Below are 19,717 nucleotides of genomic sequence, written 5' to 3'. Positions count from 1 at the left end.
CGGTTACACCGCTATAGCGTTCCACATGCACTGGTGGGCCAGACGCTGGAGCGCCAGCGCCACCCTGAACATGCCTACCGGGCCTGCTTGGGTTTGCTCTCCCTGGGGCGCCGATACGGCCATGCCAGGCTGGAAGCGGCGAGCTTGATGGCGCTGCAGTTGGGCACCTGCAAATACAGCCATATCCGCGACATCCTGGTCAACCGCGGGGATCAGTTGCTTAAGACCGAGGCCCCCGAGTGGAGCAGCCCGGCACATGCTCACGTGCGCGGGCCTGGCTATTACCAATAGAGACGAATGGAGAGAACCCCATGATGATGAATACGACATTGGCCCAACTGCGTGAATTGAGGCTGGAGGGCTTGGCCACGGGGCTGCAGGAGCAGCTCAGTCAAGCAGGCGTGGCGGCCATGAGCTTTGAAGAGCGGTTGGCGCTATTGGTAGACAGGGAGGTGCACTGGCGCAATGACAAGCGCCAAACCCGCCTGTTGAAACAGGCTAGGCTGAAGTATCCGCAAGCGGCTATCGAAGACATTGACAGCCGCGCCGGGCGCGGCATTCAACGCAGTGCAGTGATGAGTCTGGCCCTGGGCGGGTGGGTGCAAAGCGGACATGCTGTGCTGATTAGTAATAGCTCGGTGACTACCGTACTTGACGGCGCCGGCAATCAGATGCTGATGACGTCCAGGCGTTCCTGAGCTTGCATCGGGTCAAACTCACGGGGATCGAATTTCCCACCACAGTGATCCATCATGGACTGGTGTTCCGGGTGCTGTGGGTCACGGATGGCTTCCAGGAATTCTTCATAGCCTGGTGCACCGCCAATGTCCTCTGGTGGGCAGGCGTTTGCACCGGTGATGCACATTGCCGTTTCCAGTGGCACACCCAGATCCACGATGCGCTCCAGTTTGACCTTATGGGCCCAGAAGTCGCCATAGTCATAGACCCAGGTGAATGAAGCTGAACCTGCCAGGGCTTTCACCAGGGATACGCGGGACTCATCCTCCACGCCGGATTCCAGTTCCTCGTCTGCATCACCATAAATCGCGTCAACGAAGTTGAATTCATGCAGGTGCCCACCCTGCCAGCCCATCACCGCCAACAGGATGTGATGCAGCCTGGAGAGCTTGATGGTGCTGGGAACGGCGATACGTCGCCACACGGCAGGCTTTACGCCTTTGAGTTCCACCCGGAGTTGGTAGGACTTCGTGGACCGGGAACGGGACTTTGCAGGGAGTTTAAAAAGCTGTGCAGTCATGCGATTGATTCTCGCATTCGTGGCGCTTCACCGGCAACGCCAGAATTTCTCTCAGGCCACCAAAGGCATGGGTTCGACCACACTGCGCCCGAGGTGCTTGGACACCGCCCAGGGCAGTAGCTCATCGATCCGGTTGATCGGATGGGCGGCAATGCGCTCCAGCACATAGCGCAAGTAGGCTTGCGGGTTGATTCCGTTCAACTTTGCCGTGCCAATCAGCGAGTAGATCACTGCGGCCGTATGGCCACCGCCATCAGAACCAAAGTGCAAATAGTTTTTGCGGCCAAGAGCGCAGCCTCTAAGGGACCGCTCTGCGATGTTGTTGTCCGCCTCGATGCGGCCATCATCAAGGAATCGCATCAACGCCCGCCAGTTGCTCAGGCTGTAGCCGATTGCTTGCGCCATGGGTGATTTGGCCGAGATAAGACCGAGTGCTGCCTGCAGCCACTCGTGCATTTCCTCCAGCACCGGACGCGTTCTCAGCTGCCTTTGACTTCTTCGCAGCTCCGCGCTCTGTCCTCGGATGTCAGACTCCACCGTATAGATTCTGGCAATGCGTTGCAATGCCTGGTGCGCCAAGGTGCCGGGTAAAAGCTCCTGTTGTTTATGGACTTCGAAGTATTTCCGCCTCGCGTGCGCCCAGCATGCAGCTTCAATCACGCGCCCATCGTTAAAGAGCGAGTTGTACCCGGCGTACGCATCTACCTGCAGCACACCGCGAAACCCCTTGAGGTGCTGCCTGGGGTGTTCGCCTCGACGGTCTTCTGAGTATTGGAACCATACAGCTGGATGCGCATCGTCTCCCCAGTCACGATCATCCCGGACATACGTCCAGAGCCTGCCAGGTGAGCCCGCCCTTTGCCTGCGCCTAGTGCCCGTGTCGGGGTGTCATCGCTGTGGACCTTGTAGCCTTTCAGCACATAACGCCCTAGAGCCTGAGCCAGGGGCGTGATCAGTGCCGCACCGTTGCCCACCCAACCACACAGGGTGGAAGGCGACAGGATAACGTCTTCGCGCGCACTAATCTGGCTTTGCCGGTACAGGGGGCAGTGGTCGGCGTATTTGCTGACCATCACATGGGCAATCAAACCGGCGCCGGCCATGCAACGATCAATCGGACGGGCTGGTGCTGCCGCCTGGGTCACCGTGTGGCATTGGGTGCAGGCAAACTTCGGGCGGATGTGGCGAATGACTTTGAAGCTGCCGGGTTCATAGTCCAGCACCTCAGAGACGTCCTGTCCAATTTGCTGCAGGCCCGTTCCACATGCACCGCATTTGCAATCAGCGGCGCATGCGCTGTGGACCACGTCTTCGCGTGGAAGATGCTCAGGCAATCCAGGCTGTGCTGGCTTTGCGGATTTCGTACGGCGCTTCTTGCGCTCACCATCAAGGTCAGCAACATTGCTGCCAGTCGCATCACCATTTGTGTCTTCACTCAGGGCGATAACCGGAACCACTGGTGCGAGGGCTGCGCTCAACAGTTCGAGTTGGGATTGGGCTGCATCCATTTTCTCGCTGGAGCGCCCGTACCGCATGCGCCTGAGGTGGGTGAGTTCCACTTTCATCTTCTCATTGGCCAGACGCAAAGCCCGTATTTCCAGGTCACGCTGCTTGAGGCTCTCGATGGTTTGCAGCTGCGTGTCTGAACTCATGGGACACCACTTTGCCAGCGAAATCCTCAACGCAACAGAGGACTTTCACTGTCAACCGATTACCCCATTTGTGCAGTAAAAACCGCCTACATTGCGAGCGTCGGTTGGGTCGTGCGAACCGGCATTCGCCAGTCAATTCCTTCGAGCAGCATGGACAGTTGTGCCGGTGTCAGCACCACTGAGCCACTCAACGCCTGTGGCCATATGAAGCGGCCTTTTTCCAGCCGCTTGGCAAACAGGCACAAGCCCTGTCCATCCCACCAGAGTAACTTCACGAGGTCACCGCGCCGCCCCCGGAACACAAAGACATGGCCGCTAAAAGGATCTTGTTCCAGGGCGCCTTGCGCAAGGGCGGCCAGACCATCAAAGCCACGACGCATGTCGGTGAGGCCTGCAGCCAGCCAAATCCGCGTTCCCGCGGGCAAGCCAATCATGCGCAATCCCGAAGTGCCAACAGGACGCTGCGCACATTGACCGGATCAACGCAGCCACGCAACAGCACGCGGGCACCACCAATTTCGACCTCAATGACACCCTCTTTACGCGCAGATCTTTCGGGCTCAGGTGTCGGCACCGTTAAAGGCGATTCTTGAGGATCAACGGACACCGGCAGCAGCACTGGTAGATGCATCGCCCGCGGAGGACGCCTGCGATCAAGTTTGGCCTTGCGCCACTTGAATACCAAGTTGGCATTGACGCCATGCTCCAGCGCCACTGCGGCCACCGACGCGCCAGGTTGCTCGACCAGCTCAAGAATCTTGCGCTTGAAGGCAGCACTGTGCCTGCGCTTTGTAGTAATGACCGGGGACAAATTCAACTCTTGCATGGTGTGCACTCTGGCCAGTTAAGTGCACACCTCCAATGGAGTGCAACTGCTGCCCATACTGCCCACCAGCTCAGGTCTGCGCAAGAACGGTATTCGCCGAGCTATTACGCTGATTACGGGGCCGACCGGGGCGGGTAAATCCTGGCTGGCATGTGCGTTGGCCCAACATGCGTGCCGGCGGGGCTTCAGTGCCCACTACCAGCGGGTGCCACGACTGGGGGAGGAATTGCGTATCCGCCATGCCAACGGCACGTTTGGCAAGTGGCTCGATCAGATCCGCAAAACCGATGTCCTGCTGCTCGATGACTGGGGCATGACGGCGCTGGACAGCCAGAGCCGGGCGGACTTGCTGGAGATCATTGATGACAGGACATCAAGTCGGGCCACGATCATTACCAGTCAGTTGCCCATTGAGCATTGGCACGAGTGGATTGGTGACCCGACAGTGGCCGATGCGATGCTGGACCGGTTAATGGAGAACCATCATCGCTTCACGATCACGGGTGAGTCGTTGCGAAAGAAACCTGCACCCGGAAAAGGCAAAACCGCCAACGCTGAGTCCGCGGCGGGTTGATTAAGAAAAGCCCCAATCAACCAACCTGACAAGGAGTCACTCTGCCGAAAAACCACCTCGGCCTAAAATAATAGAGCGCAATATCAGTCCCTCACTGCCGCTGCGTTCATATTGACCGGAATCGCCGTTCATCGTCGCCTGAATACACAAGGAAGGCCGTACTGAGACGTTGAGCGATTTACTACGTTACTTTTTTCTTCGTTGTTATACGAGGCTTCTTTACCGCCGCAAGGCGTGGCTTGGAATACTTTGTTACTCGAACCATGTCGTTCACGACCGTGAAGGATTCCAGCAAGTCGCGCTCCTGGAGGTGCATCAATGCGGTCTTGAGGTTGCGTCGGAAGCTACTCAATGAATCTTTAGATCTGCACAGCTCGTGCAGACGAGAAACAGCGTTTGGAAGTGGGTCGCCCCGGTGGGAGAAGTAGAAGGCGTGCAACCACTGTGCGAGCTTGGCGCGGGGTCCGATCCGCTTACGCTCTTCCCATTGCAGAAAGGTCGTAGTGTCTTCCATAAACAATGCGGATATGCGCGGCTCAAATCGAACCATCCACTTTGTATCGCCATCTTCTGAATTGGCATCGGTGAACGCATAGTCACGAATCAACGATCCGGTATAGGCTGACTCATTGCCTTTGGCCGAGATAGATATCGCTGTCACTTTCAATCGTTTGATTGCGTCTTTGACTTTCTTGTAGCTATCGGAATGCAGACGCCAGCCGCAGTCGGTGACGATCTGATATCCGGTGAAGAAAATGCCTTCGGATAAGGGCTTGTTTCGAGCCAAGTTTATCAATGCCATCCAGACGGTGAGGTCTGACTGATGAAGCTCTTCGCCTCGATAGAGTACGTCCAGATTGGAGAGCGAGGCAATTTTTAGGTCAGGTATGAACTCGCGCTGAAGACCGCTGTTCACGGTGAATAGCCCCGAGCGGATGAAATGGTTTGGTACAGCTCTATTTTCATCGTCCCACAACGGCAGAACGGCTTGCAATACTCGTTGCTCGATACTCGCACTGCTTGGAACCCTTCGGACAACCACTTCCTCTGCAGTCTCAGCCTCCAATGCTTTTTTGGCTTTCTCAACCCGTTTCGCTAAAAAGTCTTTGCTTTTATCCGAGATCTCAGCAACTGAACGGGGCTTGGTTGCTGGTTTCAGTGCTGATTTTGTCGCTTCCTTTTTTCCAGATGCATTAACAGCCCTTGCAATATGTGCTTGCATCGTGTCTTCGGGAAGTAGATCTGCTAGGGCTCGCATGGCATCCGGATTTGTTACGTCTGTGGATTAGATGCATCAAAACCTTATGCGTCAAGCGGCAGTATTAGCGGAGCAGCACGTTTTTTCTTTGGCTTTGAAAATTTATAAAGTGGCTGTTTGGGATCAATAACCTCATCGGAGGGGCATCGCAAAGACTTTAAGAAAGACTTTAAGAAGACTTAGGAGGTTGCAAACGCCCTATTCATGCGGATTTCAAGAGGTTTTGAGTGTTGATCCGCTATTAGCTAAGCGTCGTATCGCTATTAGCGGAACAGCACAGCGCTATTAGCGGAATGACACACCGCTAATAGTCGCCCCCCACTTATCCACAGCTAGCTCATTAAATCATTAGCGGAGCAACACGCTTCCGCCCTATTTCCTTCTGTTAAGTTAGCGCTTGCTCATTGTACAGGCATCGTCAGCAAAGGACTTACCGATGTCGGTTGGCGCTATCGTGTTGTACCGCTAATAGTTTGATTGTTTTTTAATCACACCCTGCTCTTCACCGAAATTTGGCATCCCATCGCCGGCTCTTTCAGCGACTTATTTCTATTAGCGGTACAACACGACTGATTGGTCCTCCATTTCTCTCTATCTAAAACGCACTTTGTTTGGATCCTGGCCGCACTCATCCCGCTGCACGTGGTGAATGAACAAACTATTAGCGCTGCAACACGATAGAGTGGGACTGTCTCTTTTATATGTTAGTGCTTACCCTCTTGGGAAAGCTCTTCCATAAATGTGTTTTTTGAATTCGTTTCTTAAATCGTGTTCGTCCGCTAATACAAGTGCTTAATCTCTCTGCGTCCTGACTTTTGATGTGTTCTTGCATCTGAAAGTGACTTTTAACCAGTACGGTCTATTAGCGGAACAACACGGCTTATCGTGTAAGCCCTTTATTCGTAGGCCTTCCAGTCGGTTTGCCTTGAGATCGCTATGGCGCAGACTATTAGCGGAACAACACGATCTTGATCTACGGGCCGCTAGTCATGCTTTCCCTTGGATTCAGATGATGATAAGTTACTTTTTGCATTGAAGTTAGTGGTCGCTATCGCTAAAGCTGTTTATTTGTAATGGCTAATTCCTGAGAGTGTGCAAAATCGTGTTCGTCCGCTAATACTTGGGGGCACTGCATATCTCCTTCCCGAGCTATGACACCGTTTCAATGCGTTGAACCATGACACTCTGGGTAGCTGTGGACGTTGTACTCATGATTTATTAGCGGAACAACACGTTTTTCCTTGGAGGCGCCTATCCATGGGGGTTCAGGACTCCCACTCTGCCCATCCGCGGCGTCGAAGTATTAGCGGAACAGCACGCCAGCTATGGGGTCAGGCCCTGATTCAGGCCACTACTATTAGCGGAACAACACGTTTTGGCATCCAACGCCGTCAGCTTTGCTTCGCGCCTCGTGTGATGGGCTGAATAAAGGGCAAAAGTATTAGCGGTACAGCACGTTCTTGAGCGTAAACGTCACAACAAGGCGAGTTTCGTGTGCGTATGGTGATTAGAAATCGGTCCGGATCTATTAGCGGAACAACACGTTTGTGCCTTTTTCACTCAGTCTTGTGACCGCGAGACGTCGGGGTGTGCTGATTAACAGTATTAGCGGAGCAACACGACACCAGCTGGAGTGCTTATATCCATTAGCGTTCTCACCCAGACAGGAACTTCAAGTGCTCAAGATCCGTATTAGCGGTACAGCACGTTTTCCACTCTGGAGCTGATTGTTTCCAGATGAAAAAAAGCCACCCGAGGGTGGCCTTTTGGATAGGGGCGTTAAACCCTCAGTTCGCCTTTTGCTCGCTCAGCGCTTTCTTGATCAGTTCTTCCAACTCGGTGACCTTCTCCGGTGCCAGGCCGGTGAACGACAGATCGAGCTGGCCGCGCTGTGGAAACACTTTCAACGTGCCCGCAATGCCGCCGTAGTTGATCGCGTTTGTGAGAGGCTGTAGACGGGTTTTTGGGCCATCCATGCGCTTTTTGATCAAGGCCTCGACCTGGCTACGGCTCAGGTCGCCCTTGGTGGCCATATCCACGATCTCTTCAGCGATCTTTTCGCACTCTTCGGCTCCACGCTCTTGAACCACTTTGGCTTCGAAGATTTGGCTGACCGCATACGCCATGGCCCATCCACTTGTAGACGGATGCTCCACCATCGTCTTGATCAGCCGTTCTGGGATGCGGGTAATGCCCAGTATTTTCGATACCTGTGGTGGCTTCACGCCCAACCGTGTTGCCAGTTCTTCCTGCGTCCGATAGACGCCGCGATCGAGCAATTCTTTCCACTTGAAGGCGTCATCAATGCCACTTTGAGCGCTGCGATGCAGGTTGATCAAGCGTGACTGCTCGTACTCTTCCGCTTCTGTTTCTGGCTCTGCAATGATCTTCACTTCCAGCGTGTAAATGCCAGCCATGGCCGAGGCCTGCAGGCGCTTACCGCCATCTGTCAAAACGACCTTCCCGTCTTTGACGTACCCAAGCGCAGGCTGCAATTGCTTGTTCTGGATCAGGCTCTCAGTCGTTTCTTCCAGATCCGCTGCCGTGTAGTAAATCCGAGCGTTGTTCTTGCTGCGAATGATGCGCTGGTGCGGAATGATGTAGTTCTGACCGATGACGAAATCCTCACCCTCCAAGGCGAGCTTTGCGGCTTGGAAGCCTAGCGCCCGTTCACCCGGCATAGCTTGAGGCGGTGTCGTGGCGGTAGTTGCTACAGGCAATGTGCTCAAGGCGCGTTCCATCTGCTCATGGTCGGTGCTGCGCCCAATGGTCGGTACAACGATTGCCGGGATAACTACTGCGCTTGGACGGCGTGGGGGCATCACAGGCCCTTTTGGTTTATTTGCCATTCTTGGCCTCCTTCTGGAACTTGTCGTAAATGCTGAATGCTTCGTTGAAAAACGCCACGAACTCAGCCTCTGCTTTGCGTCGTTGAGCTGGTGCCATTTCCATGATGGTTCGGCCCAACTTGTCAGCGTCACGGTAGATTTTTCGCTCGCACAGCACGGAGTTCATCACAGCCACTTCAGGTGCGTACTGACGCAAGGCATCAATGGCTTCCTGTGCTTCGGTGGAGTTGCTACTTGCGGGTGCGCGGTTGTAGACGAACGTGAGGGGAATCTTGCCGTTTTTGTGCTTATGGTTAGCGCTTGCGAAGGCTTCGATCAAGTTGATATTTGAGTCAGCCTCTTTCTGGCTTGGCCCAGTCGGGGCGATCCACAGGTCAACGATACGAGCCATCTCAATCAGGCGCTTGTAGTCACCGGCGCCCACATCAACCACCACGATGTCATACACCTTGGCGAGGTTGGGGATGTTCGCGGTTGGGTCGATGGCCTGATTCATGATCGTGACATCGCTGGTCAGTCCCATGCTGGACCGCAACTGGCCCCACATACATGTGTTGTTGGACTCATCTGTATCGACCAAAGCCACTTTTGATTTTGTGACCTGAGCAATGAGATGGGCCAATGTGATGGCAATCGTGCTTTTGCCGACGCCGCCTTTTTCGTGTCCGACCATCAAGATCATCGAATTGCACTCCTTTTGATGAAATGCGGGTCACGCCGCATTAGTATTTAATTAAGATTGACAGGAATAATAAAGATTTGACTAAGTATTGTCAATAGCTGAAAGCATTAGACGGCTGCAATTTACTTGCTGTTCACTGCCCAGTGTGGCTTGCTGGATCAGTCGATATTGGTTGTCACAGCTGCGTCCAATGTTCTCGGGCTTGCAGTTATCCGGTCACCGAGAAATTTCGCTGGAGAAAGTTAGATCGCTCCAGGGCTTCCAAGCCCTTGTAATCAAAGTTTCTCGAGGGAAATATTTAGGGCAAGACCGTGCCTTGAACATCTATGGCATCCGATTTGTAAAGTATTCGTAAAAGTGAATTTGCTTCCTTCCTGAGGTATTGAGAATAAGTCGGGGGTTTGCTGAGCAATTTTTTGGGGAGTGTGCCTTTGGTTCCAATACTTCCCTGGAGAAAGTTCGCCCGCCTTTCGCTTGGGTGTGGAGAGTGGCGCAGGTTCATTTTTTAAGGGCGAGCATCCGGTCATGGCGCTGGATGTTTCTCTGGAGAAAGATTGGAAGTTGGTTTTGCCGGATAGAGGATTTCAGTTTGTTGGTTTCTGGAGTTGCATATTCCGGACTGATCTCTTGGTCTCAAGCTCTAGAGCGCAAAAGCCCTTTGCTTTTTTGGTCTTATTGCTACTTGCGGCATGGGCAAAACTTTCTCTGGGGAAAGTCTTCTTGCCCGTGATTCGATGCGTGAAGTGGTGAAAACTTTCTCTAGAGAAAGTTGGGTTGTGAAGGTGGTCCTGTAGCCATTCGAGATTGGGTGTGGGTTTCTATGCAGTGAAATCAGTGAAGGCCTCATGCCGTCAACCAGTTCAGATCCCCAATCAGTCCCGTATGTTTTGCGTTATTGAATCAGTCATCGAGCCGGTATTCATCAAGCCTAGCAGGCGCGGGGTCCAGCTTTTCGCACAAGCGCGTGAAGTAATGAGTGTGTGGAGTCATTTGCTGGTAGTTACCAATCATCGAGCTCGGGATGATCACAATTCCATATTTCGAAAGGAGCCTCGTCATGAGGCATCACGCTGAAGTTTGTGTTGCAGTAGCGGTCAATTAGTGCCGCCATCCCTAAGTTGACCTAAAAGGACTTACCTTCTTCAGGCTACGCGATTCGCTTACCATCAATTTTCATGTGGGCAATCAGCCGATCAGGCGAGCGATGCCAATTCCACCTTTCTGCTGCAGATGAACGCAGGCCGGCTATAGGTACATCCTTGTCAAATGTGCGAATTCAGACTATCGCACCTCACCATCCCCTCAGCTTTAGGCACATTCTTAATGGTTGAAATCATGTAGTGGAAACCCAATTGCTTGATTTAGTACCAAACATGTAGGGGTCGAAATCCACCGTTTGCAAAGAGGTGCAAGCTCCATATGGAGTCAATTGGGATTGCAGCGTGTTCGTTTGCATGCACAAACTGAGGTGCTGACTTGTGTAAGTTGTCCGCACTACATGGTGACTTGCCGATGGTGGTGTCTGCTTCACGAAACACTGCAAGTTTGCGATCCATCTCATCGGACATAAGCAGGTAAGCCAGAAGGCGCCGACAAATCGACAAGTCATATCCGTCAGGATGCACAGCAAGCTTGCCACTATCACTGATGACGTACCCGTCAACAACACGCTTTGACGTATCCAACTGCGTCGCATTGAGGTAGTTCCGGAAGTTGTCCAAGCCGCGTAACTTGGCGTACTTATCATTGGCGTCAAGCATCGAATCCATGATGCAATCCGTTTCGCCATTGAAAGCGTATGCGAAACTTCCGGAGAGATCCCCGTTTGACCTCATCTTTAAGCCTAGTATGAACATATTCCAGGTGCCAAGGTTCCCGGCGCAATAGATATCCAGCATCCCTCGAGAAGGGTCTCCTTCAACGTATGAAGTGAATGGAGTCTGAGCGCTCTCAAAATACTAAATGAGAAAATCCTAGACATCTAACTCAAGCCAGTCTGTAATCAGCGAGAGCGTGAGGTATCCAGATGGATCGCGATTTGGCACAGCGGCCTATTTGCATTGCGCATAGAGATTCAGCACGCCTTAGACTCATCGAAGTGGGCGCCAAGCATCGATTTGGTTTCACTGCGACAGGTGGCTTTAACTTTGTTGCTGAACGCCTTCAAGGTTGCTGCTGGGGAGGCTGTGCTAACCGGTCAGAAATGTAGCAACTCTCGCCAACAACTCGGGGCCGGAAGCTACGTCCTGTCGTTGACGCCACAAACTTTGTTGCGCGGTGAAGCCCAACCAGATCGGCTTAGACTGGCAACTCGAGAGCGGTGGTTCATCAGGCGATGCTGTCGTGTGATCCTGACAGCAATTCTTCAATTGCCAGGTTCTCCGCACAAGTGCGGCTGTTACTTATGAAGTGAACGACTTGCTGCATACCACGGGTTGCACAACAGCCAATATGCTTTAAGGCAGGATAGGGTCGTGGCCGTCGAATCCTTGAATCGCCCCGGAATATGTAGACACCTCTGAGCCTCAAACGTGAGGCCTAATAGGAGGTGATATGAGTCAGAAGAGATTTCCCGAAGAATTCAAGATCGAAGCGGTCAAGCAGATCACGCAGCGCGGCCATTCAGTAGCCGAGGTGTCCGCCCGATTGGGTGTTAGTCAGCACAGTCTGTACAAGTGGATCAAAGAGCAGCAATTGCCTCCTGGTCAGCACAAGGAGCAGTTGTCCCAAACGGAGGAACTGCGCAGACTCAAGGCCGAGCTCAAGCGGGTGAGCGAGGAGCGCGACATCTTAAAAAAAGCCGCGTACTTTGCCAAGCTATCCGGGTAAGGTACGCGTTTATCCAGCGTCACGAACGCACCCATAGCGTGCGCAGGATGTGCGCGGTGATGGATGTACACCCTGTCACTTTTCACCACATACAGGCCAATTGGTTTTCGGCACATAGGAGCCACCCCGTTTTCGGCATAAACGAGCCAGAGCGTTTTCGGCACATATAGGCCATTTGGTTTTCGTCATATAGGAGCCAGCCGGGGGATTGGACGGGCATCTCGAACGCGACGTAACTGTCGTTACCTTCTGAATTTTTTGTTCAGGAGTAACGGATGGGTCGCAGAAAGATCGAGATGCATGAATACAGAAACGTTTTAATCAGACTACGCGCCGGTGACGGCGATCGCGAGATCGCGCGTCTGGGCCTTATGGGCCGGGTCAAGGTGGCGAGCTTTCGCGAACACGCCCGCAGCTTGGGCTGGTTGGAGGCTGAGCTGCCGCTGCCCGAACCCGAAGTTATTGCCCTGAGTCTGTGCGCAGCGGCCAAGCGCCCATCCAGCACGGTCTCCAAAGCCCACCCATGGCGCGAACAAGTGGCGCGCTGGATGGCTGCCGGGGTTGAGGGCGTAGCCATTCATGCCGCGTTGGTGCGCGAGCACCAGTTCTGCGGCAGCTACTCCTCTGTCTATCGCATCATGCGTGACATTGCCAAGGCACAGCCGCGTACCGATCTCACTGTGAGACTGAGCTTCAAGCCCGGCGAAGCCGCTCAGGTTGACTTTGGCGCGGGGCCATTTTTGGTGCATCCGGATGGACAGCGTAGGCGCACCTGGGCCTTTGTTATGACCTTGTGTCACAGCCGCCATCAGTATGTGGAATTCGTCTGGGACCAAACGGTGGCCACATGGCTGGGCTGCCACCGCCGTGCCTTTGAGTGGTTTGGCGGTGTGCCCGAGCGCGTGATCATCGACAACGCCAAGTGCGCCGTAACCGGTCACTGTCCGGCGTTCTTGCGAACTGATTGCAGGTACCAAAGAATGCGCCCTGATCAACAAACAGGACGGGGTCGGATATGGAAGAGACGCAGAGCGTGCTCAGGCGTGCAGTGTTGAGTGAACAGACTTGGGCTGAGGTACTGGATCGTTTTGACCGCGCTGGATTGACGATAGATGAATTTTGCAGCCGCGAAGGCATCAGTCGCAGCAGCCTTGCTCGCCGACGCACGCTTAGGAATAAACAGAGGGGAATCGCGTCCCCGCTGCGAACGAACAAGGTAGCCCCCACCACCGTGCCGAAGGCGGCGTTCGTTGATCTGGGCGACCTTGCTGGAGTGCACGGCAGCGGCAATGGAGCCATGGAGTTACGCATCGAACTCGGCTCGGGCATGAGTTTGCATCTGGTACGCCGGTAATGTTCTTTCCCGAGGGCCGCATTCGCGTGTTCCTGTATGGCCAAGCTGCCGATATGCGCCAGTCCTACGACGGCTTGTACGCTCTGGCACGCCAGGGGTTTGAAGTGGATGTGCTGGCCGGACACATGTTTGTTTTCATCAACCGGCGGCAAACACAGATGAAGGTGCTGTACTTTGACCGCAGCGGCTGGTGCCTGTGGTGCAAGCGTTTGGAGAGCGGCAAGTTCTCCCGTAAAGGCGTTCAAGGCGGCAGTGGCGAGATCGACTGCACGGCGCTCAAACTGATGCTCGAAGGCATCGAAGTGCGCCGACGCCACAAACGCTACCAACACCCTGCGCGGAGGTGACGATGTGCCCATTTTCAATCCGGAGAAGCACTCTTTTGCTTTGTCCCTAAAGGCCGCAAGATAAGGCCCATGTCGATGCCCAATACCAGCACTCCCACATTTACCGTCGAAACGGTCATGGGGCTGTCGCCGCAGAGCATCGCGCAGACACTGCAAGCACAGGCCGCCAGCATCAGCGCGCTGGAGCAGCAGCTCGAATGGTTCAAACGCCAACTCTTTGGCAAGAAGAGCGAGCGCTTTGCACCCTTGCCCGATGCGCAGCAAATGCACCTGGGGCAACTCCTGGGCGACCTCCCTGCCACTGATGCGCCCGAAGCCGACTCCGACTCCAACACCATCCCTGCACACCAGCGACGCAAACCCCGCAGCAACTTTGCCGACGAGGGCACGCCCGCATCGTTCTTTGACGAAACCAAGGTGCCCGTGCACACCATCGAGCTGGCCAACCCCGAGACCAAAGACCTCTCGCCCGATCAGTACGAGGTTGTCAGCCAGAAGGTCAGCCACCGCTTGGCACAGCGCCCCGGTGCCTATGTGGTGCTGAAGTATGTGCGCTCTGTCATCAAGCGCCACGACACGCAAACCCTGCACTGTGCGGGCGCGCCAACAGGCATCATTGAGGGCAGCCGCGCTGACGTGAGCTTGCTCGCAGGCGTTGTTGTTGACAAGTTTGCCTGGCACATTCCGCTGTACCGGCAGCACCAGCGCCTGAGCCAAGCGGGCTTCAAACTCAGCCGGGCGTGGCTGACGCAACTGGCGCAAAAGACCATTTCCCTGCTGGAGCCGATTTACGACACGCAGCTCGAGTCGATCCGCAACAGCCGGGTCAAGGCAATGGACGAGACCCCCATCAAGGCCGGGCGCAGTGGGCCCGGCAAGATGAAGGCGGCCTACTTCTGGCCTGTGTACGGCGAACTCGATGAGGTGTGCTTTGCCTATTTCGAGTCGCGCCGCCACGAGCACGTACAGCAGGCATTGGGGCTGCCAGGGGCCACAGATGCCGTGTTGCTCACTGACGGCTATGAGGCCTATGCACGTTACGCTGCCAAGACCGGCATTACGCATGCCCAATGCTGGGCGCACTGCAGGCGTGGCTTCTTTGAAGCTCTAGGGGCCGAGCCACAGGCCGCTGGCCAGGCGCTGCAGCAAATTGGCGAGATTTACGCCCAGGAAGAAGCCATTCGTGAACGTGACCTCTACGGGGATGCCAAACGAGAGCACCGTCTAAGCCACAGCAAACCGCTGGTGCAGAACTTCTTTGAATGGGTGGATTTGCAGTTCGAGCGGCAAGGCTTCCTGCCCAGCAATCCGTTGACCAAGGCATTGGCCTATGCACGCGAGCGCCGCGCGCAACTGCAGGTGTTTCTGGGCGATGCGGATGTGGCCATGGATACGAACCATCTGGAACGCGCCTTGCGCGCGATACCAATGGGCAGGCGCAATTGGTTATTCTGCTGGACGGAGGTGGGCGCCAAGCGCGCGGGCATCATGCAGAGCCTGATCGTGACATGCCGTTTACATGACATTGACCCCTACACCTACCTGGTTGATGTCTTGCAACGCGTAGGCCACCACCCCGCCTCCAGAGTTTCAGAACTGACGCCTCGTCAATGGAAGCAGCACTTCGCCGAGAATCCATTGCGTTCACCATTACACGGTTTGGTAACGTAGGCAATAACGCCGGACAGTGACCGGTTACGTTTGAGCGCCGTGCAGTCGATCTCGCCACTGCCGCCTTGAACGCCTTTACGGGAGAACTTGCCGCTCTCCAAACGCTTGCACCACAGGCACCAGCCGCTGCGGTCAAAGTACAGCACCTTCATCTGTGTTTGCCGCCGGTTGATGAAAACAAACATGTGTCCGGCCAGCACATCCACTTCAAACCCCTGGCGTGCCAGAGCGTACAAGCCGTCGTAGGACTGGCGCATATCGGCAGCTTGGCCATACAGGAACACGCGAATGCGGCCCTCGGGAAAGAACATTACCGGCGTACCAGATGCAAACTCATGCCCGAGCCGAGTTCGATGCGTAACTCCATGGCTCCATTGCCGCTGCCGTGCACTCCAGCAAGGTCGCCCAGATCAACGAACGCCGCCTTCGGCACGGTGGTGGGGGCTACCTTGTTCGTTCGCAGCGGGGACGCGATTCCCCTCTGTTTATTCCTAAGCGTGCGTCGGCGAGCAAGGCTGCTGCGACTGATGCCTTCGCGGCTGCAAAATTCATCTATCGTCAATCCAGCGCGGTCAAAACGATCCAGTACCTCAGCCCAAGTCTGTTCACTCAACACTGCACGCCTGAGCACGCTCTGCGTCTCTTCCATATCCGACCCCGTCCTGTTTGTTGATCAGGGCGCATTCTTTGGTACCTGCAATCAGTTCGCAAGAACGCCGGACAGTGACCGGTTACTTTCCAACGGCTCGGAAGTGTCTAGTAAACCCGGGTCGATTCAAGATTACTTGATGATTCATTCAGATAATCGTGACTCGCTAAATGCTGTAGCAAGTGGAGCTAGTGAGAAAGTATTGTCGTCATATTGGGCGTAGGTCCTTAAAGCCGCCCGATACTTAAATCTAAACACTTCGCCGCTTCATAAGCTTCACCGCATCGATCTTTCTCGCTAACTCCTGAGTCGAGTAAATGGAAGTCGTATCGATAGAGGCGTGTCCTGCCAGTTCGCTCACCACTTCAATCGGAACGCCATCAACCAATGCCTGTCGAACAAAGGTGTGTCGCATCCAGTGGGTAGAAGCTTTAAGGAATCTGGCTTGTTCTAAACCTGCCTCATGGCAGAGATACGAGATCTTGTTGAAGAAGCGTTTGAGAACTGCATAGATTCCGGAGGCCGATAGTGGTAAGCCACGCTTCGTCGAGACGGCGGCCACGTGTGTAGCGCCTGTGCTGGATTGGTGCCACTTCGGTACTGATGCGTGCAAGGTGCGGATCAGGGGAAGTTCACCCGCATCTACCAGTTGCTTGTCCTCAGCTAAGAATTCTTTCGCGTGTTGGGAGATAAGCGCAACTATGGAGTCCTTCAGCGGGATTTCACGGATCTTATTACGCTTGCCTGTGACAGTAAGTACCCAGGTGGGTGGCTGGTCAGGAAGATTTTCAAGGCGAAGATCTTTGTATCGCGCATTCGCTAATTCATCTAAACGCACGCCGCTCGTAACCAATAGCTCAAGAATGCAACGTAGACGATGAGACTCCGGAGAAGAGGGTAGGGTGCTTAAGTTCTGCAGCACAAAGGCCCACTCTGCTTCGGTAAAGCTGCGGCGGATGTCCACTTTAGACACAGGTAGATCAAACGACTTCATCAGCGCCCGGAAGGGATTGGCTACTAGGTAGCCGGCATCCATCAGTCCGGTGAACAGCGTCTGCAGAATGACCAATGCTTGCTTCTGCGAAGCAGGGGAGGGCTGTCCTCTAAATGCGCGCCACTGGGGTTCGGATCGCAGGACGGGCTGGGAGTGGATCCAAGACGCCGGGACTGCTTTCAAAAACTCCCGGTAGCGTTGGCAATCAGGGGCGGTGACGGAGCTGATAGGTTTGCGCAGATCCTGGGCACACCAGAGGACAAATCTCTCGATCTCTTTGCGATAGCTGCGCTGGGTGGAGGGCTTCTCGTTGTAACGACTCAGCCACGCGGCGATAGCTTCTCCATCATTGCCAGCGCCCAGTGTGTTGGCCATGTGGCTGCGAAACACACCGATTTCTCCGGTGAGGGTGGGGGTGAGCGCGATGCGCTGGAGTTCGCGGTCGATTAGGGTGAGGGTGCCGGAGGTACTGCCTGAAGGGGAGGGGAGGGCAGGGGAGGGGGACCCTGAAGAGTTAACTTTGGGGGACTGCAGGGCGGTCAGGGATTTAGGTTGGAGGGCCGTGGCTTGGATAGCCATGCGCAGCTGTTCTTGCTGGAGTTGCAGCCAGTAAACCACCTGTCCTGCTCTCAATGCACCAAAGCCTTCAATGCGCCCGTGCCAGCGGTAGCCATAGACATTAATGAAGTTCACCAAGTCTTTGAGAAGCAGCAGTCCCACATTGCGCAGGCGTTTGACCACCGGGCGAGCGAACCAGAGCTCCAGCTTGTCTTCGGCTGTGGGCTGGATGGCAAGTAATGATTCCAGGTGGTTGAGGGCGCGCACCTGTTCGGCGGAAGGGTCCTTGAGATGGGAGCCGGCCTCCAGAGCATCGGCATTGTCTAGTCCGAAGGCGGCCTTGTATTCGTCCAGCAGCTCGGCTTCCGAGTACATGTTGGGGTCCATGCCTTCTTGCTCCACCCATTCCTCCAGAGTTGGCAGCTGCACGGCTGCGACCGGTTTTGCCTGGCTGCGCAGTACGTCCAAGGAGGCATGCAGGCCCGCGTGTTTGGGCAGTCCAAGGTCAAGGTTGCGTCCAGCTTCGATGATCTGCTGGAGCAAGGCATCCTTGCGGTTCTGGACGTAACGCAGATCGGTGGTGCTATCCGCCCAGGCGAGGTAGCGGTCAAAAGACTGGCGCAGATCCAATCCGAGCAAAGCGGAGCGCACGAAGGCGAAATGGTGCACTCCTAAAGAGCGAGGGTCCTTGATGACCTTGGACTTGGACCCTGGGGGGCGGCCGCGGCGCTTGGGCACTGGGCTGTGAAACAGCGGGTCTGCAGAGGGAAAAGCGGTGGAAACTGCCATGAGCGCGACCTCGTATGTCTGGGAAATGGCGACTTAGACTAATTTATATCACGCCATGATTATAAGGATAATCACGACGTGGTTACTTTCAAATAGATGGAAGAGGCTCGGGGGAGGGCGGTACTGCCTAGAAACGGCACAATGGCCGCAGGTGGATAAGAGTGAGACGACCAGTGCTGTAGAGACATATGCAAACACACCAAGAACAAGCCGCAGGATGGATCGAACGTAACCATACGCTGATGGCGTGGGCGGTCAGGAGCCAGGATCGCAAGGCCACTTACATCGGAAGCCTCCAGCGTGAGCAGACCGGCTTGAAGTGCGACTGCGTGTGCCCATCCTGTGGCGGTCGTCTGCAGGCGATCAATGCGGGAAAGCCGATCCCCACGGTGCCAGTCGGTAAAACCATACGCCCCCACTTCCGGCATGACGCGGGGCAGCAATACGAGAGCTGCCTCATCAAAATGTCGCAGATCGTCGCCTTGCAATTGCTATTGCAAGAGAAAGCCATTTACCTTCCCCCGTAGACGGTCAGTTTCCCAGTTGTTGGCGCAAGCGGTCAGATTTACACCGGAACGTCTCACTGCGATGGTCTAACCATGGATGTCGCGGCAAGGGAATGGATCGATGAGCACGAAGCCAAGATCACCCTACAGGACGGGCGTGTGGTGTGGTTGAGATTATTCGGCACAGTCTCCAGCAATCCCGCCCAACCAGGCGAAGCGGTGATCACGCATTTGCCATTCAGCAATAAACCATCAAAAGCAAGCCTTGAGCGGCAAGCAGAGTTCACCAATTTAATGGAACTCGCGCAGGATGTTGCAGCCCGCGATCCCCGCGGTTTGCTGGATCTTGTGCGGCTCTATACAAGGCCTATCCAGACAGAGCTACTTCTGTCTTGTGCCAAGAGCCCACCTCATGGAGGCAAGGCTGACATAGCCCCTCACCAGTTATTTATGCCTCGTGTGCCTCTGGTGCTTACAAGCCACTCACAATATCCGCAACTGGATGAGACTCAATTCGAAGTTGATTTGGCCAAGGATCCCATCTTGCCAGGCCCCTGGTATCGGGAACGATATGCCAAGGCACTCTCAGAGGTAGGCAGTGGAAAGAAGTCCGGTGCTTGGGAACAAGACAGGAATCATTCGGTTGCTGCAATTCTTCCGTGGGGAATCGCTTGTGTGTTCGGTGGAAACCACTCGATTGCTGCTGGGATCCTCTCCGGTGAAGGCGTAGTCACTCCATGTGAGGCATGGGATATGAGCGGCTTACGGGCCAAGGTACGCTGTGACGGAATTCACTATGTTGAAATCGAAACTGGCAAACCGATCTGCAAAATGCACGATCCGAAGATGGGCGCCGTTTTTGAGATCGGCCGACTGTTGGAACAGCACCAAATCAAACCTCTACGTCGGCTCTAAAGGACC

At 54.8% G+C, this 19,717-nt stretch carries 17 protein-coding genes and 4 pseudogenes; 10 read left to right on the top strand and 11 right to left on the bottom strand.

Annotated features, from left to right (window positions below):
* Nucleotides 1-33: 33 nt before the first annotated feature.
* Nucleotides 34-291 (top strand): annotated as a pseudogene (locus tag RAE19_RS18635) (IS21 family transposase); the annotation flags it as partial.
* 20 nt (nucleotides 292-311) lie between these two features.
* Nucleotides 312-698: an ATP-binding protein gene (locus RAE19_RS18630; RefSeq protein ID WP_313876363.1), complete on the top strand. Its 387-nt coding sequence runs from the start codon at nucleotides 312-314 to the stop codon at nucleotides 696-698.
* Here the strand turns inward: RAE19_RS18630 and RAE19_RS18625 are convergent.
* The 4 genes and pseudogenes from RAE19_RS18625 to tnpA form a co-directional block, all read right to left on the bottom strand.
* On the bottom strand, nucleotides 668-1,258 hold the full coding sequence (locus RAE19_RS18625) for a plasmid pRiA4b ORF-3 family protein (RefSeq protein ID WP_313876362.1): 591 nt from the start codon (nucleotides 1,256-1,258) through the stop codon (nucleotides 668-670). The two genes, RAE19_RS18630 and RAE19_RS18625, sit on opposite strands and share 31 nt — an antisense overlap.
* Before the next feature lie 51 nt (nucleotides 1,259-1,309).
* Nucleotides 1,310-2,910: pseudogene (tnpC, locus tag RAE19_RS19495) on the bottom strand (IS66 family transposase).
* Nucleotides 2,911-2,996: 86 nt separating this feature from the next.
* Nucleotides 2,997-3,344: an IS66 family insertion sequence element accessory protein TnpB gene (gene tnpB, locus RAE19_RS18605; RefSeq protein ID WP_313876361.1), complete on the bottom strand. Its 348-nt coding sequence runs from the start codon at nucleotides 3,342-3,344 to the stop codon at nucleotides 2,997-2,999.
* Nucleotides 3,341-3,736: an IS66-like element accessory protein TnpA gene (tnpA, locus tag RAE19_RS18600; RefSeq protein ID WP_313876360.1), complete on the bottom strand. Its 396-nt coding sequence runs from the start codon at nucleotides 3,734-3,736 to the stop codon at nucleotides 3,341-3,343. Before tnpA ends, tnpB (RAE19_RS18605) begins: the two co-directional genes overlap by 4 nt.
* 109 nt (nucleotides 3,737-3,845) lie before the next feature.
* Between tnpA and RAE19_RS18595 the strand changes: the two are divergent.
* Nucleotides 3,846-4,310, top strand: a pseudogene (locus RAE19_RS18595) (ATP-binding protein); the annotation flags it as partial.
* A 181-nt stretch (nucleotides 4,311-4,491) separates the two neighbouring features.
* Here the strand turns inward: RAE19_RS18595 and trfA are convergent.
* The 4 genes from trfA to RAE19_RS18575 all read right to left on the bottom strand — a co-directional run bounded on the left by trfA (nucleotide 4,492) and on the right by RAE19_RS18575 (nucleotide 10,868).
* Complete coding sequence (gene trfA, locus RAE19_RS18590) at nucleotides 4,492-5,532, bottom strand: plasmid replication initiator TrfA (RefSeq protein WP_313876359.1); 1,041 nt, start codon at nucleotides 5,530-5,532, stop codon at nucleotides 4,492-4,494.
* A 1,823-nt stretch (nucleotides 5,533-7,355) separates the two neighbouring features.
* A complete protein-coding gene (locus tag RAE19_RS18585) occupies nucleotides 7,356-8,297 on the bottom strand; it encodes a ParB/RepB/Spo0J family partition protein (RefSeq protein WP_313876358.1) in 942 nt (313 codons plus the stop codon).
* A gap of 109 nt (nucleotides 8,298-8,406) precedes the next feature.
* The gene (locus RAE19_RS18580) at nucleotides 8,407-9,099 is read right to left on the bottom strand and encodes an AAA family ATPase (protein WP_313876357.1); all 693 of its coding nucleotides are present in this window, start codon (nucleotides 9,097-9,099) and stop codon (nucleotides 8,407-8,409) included.
* 1,361 nt (nucleotides 9,100-10,460) lie between these two features.
* Nucleotides 10,461-10,868, bottom strand: a complete 408-nt coding sequence (locus RAE19_RS18575) for a hypothetical protein (RefSeq protein WP_313876356.1) — start codon at nucleotides 10,866-10,868, stop codon at nucleotides 10,461-10,463.
* Between the two features lie 784 nt (nucleotides 10,869-11,652).
* On the opposite strand from RAE19_RS18575, the pseudogene RAE19_RS18570 reads away from it, so the two are divergent.
* From RAE19_RS18570 to tnpC (RAE19_RS18550), 5 genes and pseudogenes are all read left to right on the top strand, one after another.
* Nucleotides 11,653-12,014: pseudogene (locus tag RAE19_RS18570) on the top strand (transposase); the annotation flags it as partial.
* Between the two features lie 189 nt (nucleotides 12,015-12,203).
* A complete protein-coding gene (locus RAE19_RS18565) occupies nucleotides 12,204-12,983 on the top strand; it encodes a DDE-type integrase/transposase/recombinase (protein ID WP_313876355.1) in 780 nt (259 codons plus the stop codon).
* The gene (locus RAE19_RS18560; RefSeq protein ID WP_313873005.1) at nucleotides 12,944-13,282 is read left to right on the top strand and encodes a hypothetical protein; all 339 of its coding nucleotides are present in this window, start codon (nucleotides 12,944-12,946) and stop codon (nucleotides 13,280-13,282) included. The genes RAE19_RS18565 and RAE19_RS18560 overlap by 40 nt, the downstream gene beginning before the upstream one ends.
* Complete coding sequence (tnpB, locus tag RAE19_RS18555) at nucleotides 13,282-13,629, top strand: IS66 family insertion sequence element accessory protein TnpB (protein ID WP_313873004.1); 348 nt, start codon at nucleotides 13,282-13,284, stop codon at nucleotides 13,627-13,629. Before RAE19_RS18560 ends, tnpB (RAE19_RS18555) begins: the two co-directional genes overlap by 1 nt.
* Nucleotides 13,630-13,698: 69 nt before the next feature.
* Nucleotides 13,699-15,300 carry an IS66 family transposase gene (tnpC, locus tag RAE19_RS18550; RefSeq protein ID WP_313872998.1) on the top strand — a complete coding sequence of 534 codons (1,602 nt, stop codon included), beginning with the start codon at nucleotides 13,699-13,701 and terminating at the stop codon, nucleotides 15,298-15,300.
* Here tnpC (RAE19_RS18550) and tnpB (RAE19_RS18545) read toward each other — a convergent pair.
* The 3 genes from tnpB (RAE19_RS18545) to RAE19_RS18535 form a co-directional block, all read right to left on the bottom strand.
* Nucleotides 15,237-15,611 carry an IS66 family insertion sequence element accessory protein TnpB gene (gene tnpB, locus RAE19_RS18545; protein WP_313876354.1) on the bottom strand — a complete coding sequence of 125 codons (375 nt, stop codon included), beginning with the start codon at nucleotides 15,609-15,611 and terminating at the stop codon, nucleotides 15,237-15,239. The genes tnpC (RAE19_RS18550) and tnpB (RAE19_RS18545) overlap by 64 nt on opposite strands.
* Nucleotides 15,611-15,949 (bottom strand): hypothetical protein, encoded by a 339-nt coding sequence (locus RAE19_RS18540; protein ID WP_313873005.1) that lies wholly within the window; start codon nucleotides 15,947-15,949, stop codon nucleotides 15,611-15,613. The genes tnpB (RAE19_RS18545) and RAE19_RS18540 overlap by 1 nt, the downstream gene beginning before the upstream one ends.
* 250 nt (nucleotides 15,950-16,199) lie before the next feature.
* Nucleotides 16,200-18,290, bottom strand: a complete 2,091-nt coding sequence (locus RAE19_RS18535; RefSeq protein ID WP_313876353.1) for a phage integrase family protein — start codon at nucleotides 18,288-18,290, stop codon at nucleotides 16,200-16,202.
* Between the two features lie 188 nt (nucleotides 18,291-18,478).
* On the opposite strand from RAE19_RS18535, the gene RAE19_RS18530 reads away from it, so the two are divergent.
* Both RAE19_RS18530 and RAE19_RS18525 read left to right on the top strand, forming a co-directional pair.
* Nucleotides 18,479-18,817 carry a hypothetical protein gene (locus tag RAE19_RS18530; protein ID WP_313876352.1) on the top strand — a complete coding sequence of 113 codons (339 nt, stop codon included), beginning with the start codon at nucleotides 18,479-18,481 and terminating at the stop codon, nucleotides 18,815-18,817.
* 72 nt (nucleotides 18,818-18,889) lie between these two features.
* Nucleotides 18,890-19,711, top strand: coding sequence for a DUF6710 family protein (locus RAE19_RS18525; protein WP_313876351.1), 822 nt, complete (start codon nucleotides 18,890-18,892; stop codon nucleotides 19,709-19,711).
* Nucleotides 19,712-19,717: the final 6 nt, after the last annotated feature.

The organism is Rhodoferax potami (assembly GCF_032193805.1).
Taxonomy (GTDB): domain Bacteria; phylum Pseudomonadota; class Gammaproteobacteria; order Burkholderiales; family Burkholderiaceae_C; genus Allorhodoferax; species Allorhodoferax potami_A.
This window is presented reverse-complemented; position numbering and strand designations above follow the sequence as displayed.

What these genes read in the sequence shown, in the direction of transcription:
- RAE19_RS18530 (WP_313876352.1), top strand. Translation starts at nt 18,479, where the DNA reads ATGCAAACACACCAAGAACAAGCCGCAGGATGGATCGAACGTAACCAT.
- RAE19_RS18535 (WP_313876353.1), bottom strand. Translation starts at nt 18,290, where the DNA reads ATGGCAGTTTCCACCGCTTTTCCCTCTGCAGACCCGCTGTTTCACAGC.
- RAE19_RS18625 (WP_313876362.1), bottom strand. Translation starts at nt 1,258, where the DNA reads ATGACTGCACAGCTTTTTAAACTCCCTGCAAAGTCCCGTTCCCGGTCC.
- tnpB (WP_313873004.1), top strand. Translation starts at nt 13,282, where the DNA reads ATGTTCTTTCCCGAGGGCCGCATTCGCGTGTTCCTGTATGGCCAAGCT.
- RAE19_RS18560 (WP_313873005.1), top strand. Translation starts at nt 12,944, where the DNA reads ATGGAAGAGACGCAGAGCGTGCTCAGGCGTGCAGTGTTGAGTGAACAG.
- tnpA (WP_313876360.1), bottom strand. Translation starts at nt 3,736, where the DNA reads ATGCAAGAGTTGAATTTGTCCCCGGTCATTACTACAAAGCGCAGGCAC.
- RAE19_RS18580 (WP_313876357.1), bottom strand. Translation starts at nt 9,099, where the DNA reads ATGATCTTGATGGTCGGACACGAAAAAGGCGGCGTCGGCAAAAGCACG.
- RAE19_RS18540 (WP_313873005.1), bottom strand. Translation starts at nt 15,949, where the DNA reads ATGGAAGAGACGCAGAGCGTGCTCAGGCGTGCAGTGTTGAGTGAACAG.
- RAE19_RS18525 (WP_313876351.1), top strand. Translation starts at nt 18,890, where the DNA reads ATGGATGTCGCGGCAAGGGAATGGATCGATGAGCACGAAGCCAAGATC.
- tnpC (WP_313872998.1), top strand. Translation starts at nt 13,699, where the DNA reads ATGTCGATGCCCAATACCAGCACTCCCACATTTACCGTCGAAACGGTC.
- tnpB (WP_313876354.1), bottom strand. Translation starts at nt 15,611, where the DNA reads ATGTTCTTTCCCGAGGGCCGCATTCGCGTGTTCCTGTATGGCCAAGCT.
- trfA (WP_313876359.1), bottom strand. Translation starts at nt 5,532, where the DNA reads ATGCAAGCACATATTGCAAGGGCTGTTAATGCATCTGGAAAAAAGGAA.
- RAE19_RS18575 (WP_313876356.1), bottom strand. Translation starts at nt 10,868, where the DNA reads ATGGATTCGATGCTTGACGCCAATGATAAGTACGCCAAGTTACGCGGC.
- RAE19_RS18565 (WP_313876355.1), top strand. Translation starts at nt 12,204, where the DNA reads ATGGGTCGCAGAAAGATCGAGATGCATGAATACAGAAACGTTTTAATC.
- RAE19_RS18630 (WP_313876363.1), top strand. Translation starts at nt 312, where the DNA reads ATGATGATGAATACGACATTGGCCCAACTGCGTGAATTGAGGCTGGAG.
- tnpB (WP_313876361.1), bottom strand. Translation starts at nt 3,344, where the DNA reads ATGATTGGCTTGCCCGCGGGAACGCGGATTTGGCTGGCTGCAGGCCTC.